Consider the following 6,334-nt stretch of genomic DNA (forward strand, 5'->3'; position numbering starts at 1 on the left):
CATCTCCCCACTTGTGGGGGAGATGGCCGGCAGGCCAGAGGGGGGGCGCCGTAGAGTGCTGCCTTCGAACGGGTGGATCATTTGGATTGGAACGGCGTTGATCCCTGACACAACCGGGGAATGAGCATGGCGACAAGACGCAGGCGCTGGTCGGCAGGCCGCCGCCCGGTAAGCGGAAACCTTGATCAGGGCCAATCCTAGCCAGGGAGAGCGAGATGATCCGAAAACTCAAGGACGGCAAATACCGGCTGTATTCGCGCAAGAAGGACGACAAGACCGGCAAGCGGCGCAACCTCGGAACGTTCGATACGCGCGAGGCGGCGGAGAAGCACGAGAAGGAGGTGCAGTATTTCAAGCGGCATTGAGAGGGGGCCTCTGGCTGTCGCAATGGTGACTCACCAAACGCCAATGCGGCCGGCGCTGAATACAGCCGTCACCCGCAAGATGTCTACGCCACGCGTGGTTGAGCTGGCCTGACTACGGTAGCGAGCACGATGCCGGCGACGATGAAGGCCGCACCGACCAGGTCGTAATCGTGCAAGCCCTCGCCGAGCAGCAGATAGGCGAGCACGGCCACGAACACCGTCTGCAGGTAGAGCAGCATGCTTGCCCGGCTAGCACCCAGCGTTTGCACGCTTTTGTTGTAGAGGTAGTACATCAGGGCGCCGCCGGGACCTGCCAGATAGGCGAGCGCGAGAAGGCTGTGGACGTTCATGGCGGAGCGTTCGTCGTTGAACAATTCCCACGCATGGAAAGGCAAGGCGACCAGCGCACCGGCGCCGAGCAGCAGCACGACCATCGGCAGGAGTTCGATGCCGAATTTGGCACGGCGCAAAAGCACGGTGTAGAGGCCCCAGCAGAACGCGCTGCCGACGATCCACAGCTCGCCGGCGTTGAGCTTGAGCTGCAGCAGCGCCGTCAGGTTGCCGTGGGCAACGATGAAAATCATCCCGGCAAGCGCAACCAGCGCGCCAAGCGACTTCCACAGGCCGAGCGGCTCGCCAAGCACGAAACGGGCAAGCACCATCGTCATGACCGGCGACAGCGCCATGATGATGCCGGCCGTGGTGGCGTCGGTGTGGTTGAGGCCATGGTAGATCATACCCTGGCAGAGCGTCAGGCCGATCGCCCCCACGGCGACGACCTCCACGGCGCGCGTTCGCAAAAGCCCGATCATCGCCTCGTGATGACGGTGCACGATCGGCAGCAGGATGGCGCAGGCAAGCGTCAGCCGCCAGAAACAGAGACCCCAGGGCGGCATTTCAGGCGCCACCCATTTGGCCGCGATGTAGACACCGGCCGAAAGCAGCCAGCACAGGACGGCGGCCGGATAGCCGGCCAGGGAGGATATGGGGCGCACGGGTTGCGCGGCTTGATGCGCTATCGGCATTGCCTGCATGTCATGCCTCCCCTTCGATGACCTCGGCCAGACGGGGCAATATAGCCTGTGTCGTTGGGTCGTGCATCCGTTTTGAGAGGTCGAGGAGGAATCTGGGCAGCCGCGCGGACCTCAAGGGCAAGGGGAAACTATCAGCCAGGGAGAGCGAAATGATCCGGAAAATGAAATGCGGAAAATACCGGCTTTATTCGCGCTAGGAGGATGAGAAGACCGGGAAAAGGCGGAATCTGGGAACGTTCGAGACGCGTGAGGCGATGGAGAAGCATGAGCGCGAGGTGTAGTATTTTAAGCGGCATTGAGGGGATAGTGGGACGTTCCTTGCAGGCTGGATACCTGGGCATGGCCCGGCGGGAGTCCTCTTTCACACCAAACTTCGCCCGGCAGAACATTCCGAGAAGACAGCGATCACGGCGGGCATGTTCCTACTGGCAATTGCCGCCATCGGCGCAATATAGCTGCACCAGCAGCGGAGCAGGAGACGGGCAACGTGCTGATGGTGGCGAATGGGTGGTAGGGAAGCTTTCAGTTGAGGGGCGGGTTGCGGTGGATCACAGCTCCCTGGGCGCGTATCGCTTAGTATGGATGCGTTAGGCTCAGGTTGAGTGATGCGGTCACCCTTTCCTAAACACTACAGTGCCCTTATACCGAATCGGTCGCTTGCGGCACAGGAACAGTGAACTCCAGAGGTCATTTGCATACTCTCGAATCCTATCTCAGTGATGGAATCCAACGTGATCGGGAAGACATTGCCGCCATCGATCGAGTGCTTCTAGAAACAGGAGAAACGATTGCGGGAACGTTCAATTCGGAGAAACCCAACTGGCCCTATGAAATTCCCGATCGCCGAAAAGAAAATGACAAGCACAAGATTTCGCATAGCACGATGACAATGATGATCCGCGCAATCGATCTTCTTCGCGAGTCGCAACGAGTTGGCACATCTCGTCCAGGCTATGCATTTGAGGTTGGCGGTCAATACGCGAAAAAGCTGGATGAAGCGCGAAAGAAGGCATTTGACAGGTTGGTCGCTGAGCTTAGAGAAGCCCGTTCTGAGACCAGAGCCCAAACCATAACAACGATTTCTCCTACCTACGGGACCAATGACCCGCTAACCATGTCGTTTCTTGCCGAGGTTTTGTCGGCGACACCTGGTGGGACCGATGATCTCATGGCCGATGCCAGGATCGTCGTTCAGAAACTCGTAAAGATTGATCCGACGAACAGCTTCGTCAGTTTTTTTATTTTTAAGAACAGAGGCTTGACGGAATCAAAAGTCGTACCCAACGCATTCGTTCCTTTGTTAGTCGTGCGTGCAGCTCATACGCTGGGGCAAGAGATAGAAGGCAGAGCTGCATATCTGCGCTACTTTGAGAGTACACTTCACGATCAGCTTTCGTACTCAAATATCCCGGACAGCCGCTTCGATCCTGCCGAGTTGATCTTCTCTTTGGAGGGCGTGCTGCTCCTCTCGGAGCAGACAATAGATGTGCGTCTATTCGACCGTGTTCTTGATGTCCTCGAGCAAGCGCAGCAGACTAGTGCTCACTGGCGCCCAAGTAAGCCCTTCCTGCGCACCGTAAAGGGGTTTGTACTTTTCCCAATAAGTGTGGAGGCCGCAAATTCACTTCTGCGGTGCTGCCAGAGACTAGATAAGGACGAGCGGTTTCATGGGCGCTCGGAACGATACATAGCTCTGTTTCGCCGCTTCTGGAGTTGGCTTGCGGCGAGGCGCGTCACAATCGATGTTGAAGGAACGCCACGCCGAGTTTCAGGCTGGCACTCGGACCATGTCGCGGATCCTGACTCGATCCAACTTTGGGATACCGCGCAGGTAGTCGATTTTCTTCTGGGATACCGGCGTAGCCTCCACGGCCACATAGCTCGCACCACGCTGCGACTGTCTCGCTTCAACGTTCGAAAGCCTCAACGTGCCAAACAGTCTTGGAGTCCTGCGACCCAAGCGATGCAACTAGCTCGAAAGACGACAACGGCCGCGGCCCCGGATGACAAAGCAGATCTGAGGGAGAGCTTTGAGCCGATAACCTCACTCGGGCCATACTTCGAGACCTATCGTAAGGTAGAAGAGGAGTTCCTTTTGCCTTGGCTCGGCGGAAGTCCCCGAAATTATTCTATGTTAATTTATGGCCCGCCTGGCACCGGCAAAACCAGCGTTGCTGAAAATTTAGCGGATGCGCTCGGCTTTCCGCTCGTAACGATTACCGTCAGCGACTTTCTGGCAGGTGGCGGGGGCGAGGTGGAAGCGCGCGCTAAAATGATCTTTGAGGTGCTTGAGGCGCAGGCGGACGTCGTGGTCCTCTTCGACGAGATTGACGAACTCGTGCTGGATCGAAGCTCGAAGCGGCATGGCCAGCAAGATACCGTATTCAAGTTCATGACGCCTGGCATGCTGACCAAGTTTAATAACTTGCGCCGAGCGAAGCGCGGTATCTTCATCATGGCTACCAATTACGCATATCGCATCGATCCGGCGATCCGTAGAACGGGGCGTATCGACGAGAATTACCTACTGCTTCCGCCGGATGCTACTTCAAGGCAGAAGATGATAAAGAATTTTCTGAAAGATGCGATCGAAAAGGGAAATCTCCCGGCCGACCATGCGCTGAATCCTGACAATATCGAGAAATCCGGTAAATGGAGTATCCTGCGGAGTGCTTCATTCTTCTTGGGCTATAAGGATATCGAGGCTGCAGTGGCGCGTGTTGTTCGCCAGGTTGGTAACAGTCAAAGTGTGACGGAACTTGAGAGTGAGTTCTTGGAATGGGGACGCACAACGACTCTTCGCCTCTACAATGGCGCATTCGACGAAATAGACGATCGGGAGGCAATTGAACGCGAGTTCCTGCCCCTTATCGAGATGGCAGCGCGGGAGGGCGCAGTCCTTAAGGAAAAGAAAAATCCGGCTCTCGATTGCGCGGCTTTATTTAAGGCTGATGAAAAGAATGGCAAGCTGGCTTCGTTCGCTAGTGAACTTAAGCTCAGAGAAGAATCCTTAAGGTTCGTTAAGCGGCGCAGTCCGGAATACGTTAGGAAATGACAGCTCAATCCCCCCAGCCGCTAAGCGGCATCCGTCAAGCTTGGCGTTCTGCCTTCGGATCACGAAAGGTCGTCTATCTCAGCGGCCCGATCACGTCGGGACTGCGGTTCATAGATTGGTGGAGCAAGATCGGATATCAGCTTGAGGCCGATGCGAGCGCTTATCGTGCCGAACTTGTCGAGCAGGTGATTATTCCGAACGAGAACCAGCTCAAAGCGACAGCCGAACTGCTCCGCGCCAGGGGCTCGGAGCCGGTGGTTGAGCCAGCGAGCCTATTCATTAACGGTTGGACCCAAGAAGATTATCTAGAGTTGTGGCAGCAGTTCATCTCAGCTCACGCGAGCCGCATCCTGTTAATGGACGGATGGGAATACAGCGCGGGTAGTGCCTCTGAATTCTGCCGTGCACATCTCGAAGGCATCCCCACCGCTCGTGTTGACGGATCGCCCATCGTCGCACGAGATGGTGTCGCCGCAATCAGCCGCGCACTCGCTCGCGTTGATGCACTGGCTGTGCCGCCGCTCGCTCTCCAGAACACATTGCGTGCTGCATATAGCCAACTCGAAACAACAGTGGCGACTGTAGTCTACGTGCCGGGTGGTGGCATTCCGCGAAAAGACGCTTCGCTCGATCGGCTCGCTGAACTTATCAACGTAGCGCAATTCGTCAGCTATGAACCGCATCGTGGGAAACCAAAGCAGGCGTATTCACGCGTCCTTGGGGAAAGCCCTAACCGCATATTCTCCAACGTTACCGAAGTTGCCGAGACACTCCTTGCGCGAAGCGCTGACGGCTCCGTGAATGTGAGAAGCTTTACACCTGAAAGCCCGCTTAGCCGCGAATTCATATACGGTCTGACTCGAGTTAACGATATTGTCGATGCGATCGCACGCCTCACGCGCGAAGGTCTGCATACCATCGTAAATGAAACGGTCGATATCCACGATGGTGGCGTTTCCGGGGTGGTGCTTGGGAAGATCATCGAGTTTGCTCCCGACGATACGCCTCGCGCGGTAGAGAAGGCAGGCACAGCTTCTCTACCTCTCGGTTGGGGATTCCGACTCCTCGCTACGGTTTACGGTTTCGAACCGGATTTGGCAGTTCCCGAAAACACGCGCCTGGAATTCAGTCTGCATCCCCGGCCACGTGGCTGGCGTCGCATGCACACGTTGGGATGGGAGATTGCTGAACACAAAGGGTTAGATTTGTTTCCGGTAGCGCAGTGGCCCAACAGATTTAGTCATATGCTTGGCGATAAGGTCTTCGGGCTTCTTGTCGCACACCTCATTGGCCTGCCAGTACCGCGCACTACTGTGGTCAATCGGCGGGTGGCACCGTTTACGTTCGGCCAAGCAACGGGTTCGTCGGAGGTCTGGTGTCGCACTGCACCAATCGAGCAGACACCGGGCAAATTCACGACAACGCGCGGCTGGAGCGACCCCTTTAGGATCATGCAGGAAGAAGATCCGGACCACAAGTTAATCGCTTCGATTCTGGGACAAGCAAGTGTTGAGCCGCTCTATTCCGGTGCGTCGATAGTGCTCCAGAGCGGGGAGATCGTCACCGAGGGGCTACGCGGTGTGGGTGACAGGTTCATGTTAGGCACTGCCAAGGCAGAGATACTTCCGTCGTCAATTATCGCGGACGTTGAACGCCTGCATGCGGGTGCGGCCGAATTGGGCCCGGTGCGTTTCGAGTGGGTTCACGATGGCAAACGGGCATGGGTGGTGCAGATGCATCATGGCGCAACTAAGAGTGCTGCTGGCGTGCTTGTCCCGGGAAAAGCAGAGCATTGGATAGTCTTTGACGTCTCGCAAGGACTTGAGAAGTTACGCGACGTCATTGACAGCCTTGAGCCGCACCATGGTGTGGAATTGCAG

At 56.7% G+C, this 6,334-nt stretch carries 4 protein-coding genes; 3 read left to right on the forward strand and 1 reads right to left on the reverse strand.

The genetic code is table 11. The annotated features are described in order from the left end of the window. The first annotated feature begins 215 nt into the window (after window positions 1-215). Complete coding sequence (locus EN969_RS12575) at window positions 216-365, forward strand: hypothetical protein (RefSeq protein WP_086081318.1); 150 nt, start codon at window positions 216-218, stop codon at window positions 363-365. A gap of 83 nt (window positions 366-448) precedes the next feature. On the opposite strand, the gene EN969_RS12580 is transcribed toward EN969_RS12575, so the two are convergent. Continuing rightward, window positions 449-1,399, reverse strand: coding sequence for an EamA family transporter (locus EN969_RS12580; protein WP_063168610.1), 951 nt, complete (start codon window positions 1,397-1,399; stop codon window positions 449-451). Between the two features lie 691 nt (window positions 1,400-2,090). Between EN969_RS12580 and EN969_RS12590 the strand changes: the two genes are divergently transcribed. Next, a complete protein-coding gene (locus tag EN969_RS12590; RefSeq protein WP_063168609.1) occupies window positions 2,091-4,454 on the forward strand; it encodes an ATP-binding protein in 2,364 nt (787 codons plus the stop codon). Continuing rightward, window positions 4,451-6,334 (forward strand): DUF4406 domain-containing protein (locus EN969_RS12595; protein WP_127419153.1); only part of this gene is annotated, 1,884 nt, incomplete at its 3' end. The genes EN969_RS12590 and EN969_RS12595, both read left to right, overlap by 4 nt.

The organism is Mesorhizobium sp. M7A.F.Ca.CA.003.01.2.1, from assembly GCF_003998945.1.
Classification (GTDB): Bacteria; Pseudomonadota; Alphaproteobacteria; order Rhizobiales; family Rhizobiaceae; genus Mesorhizobium; species Mesorhizobium ciceri.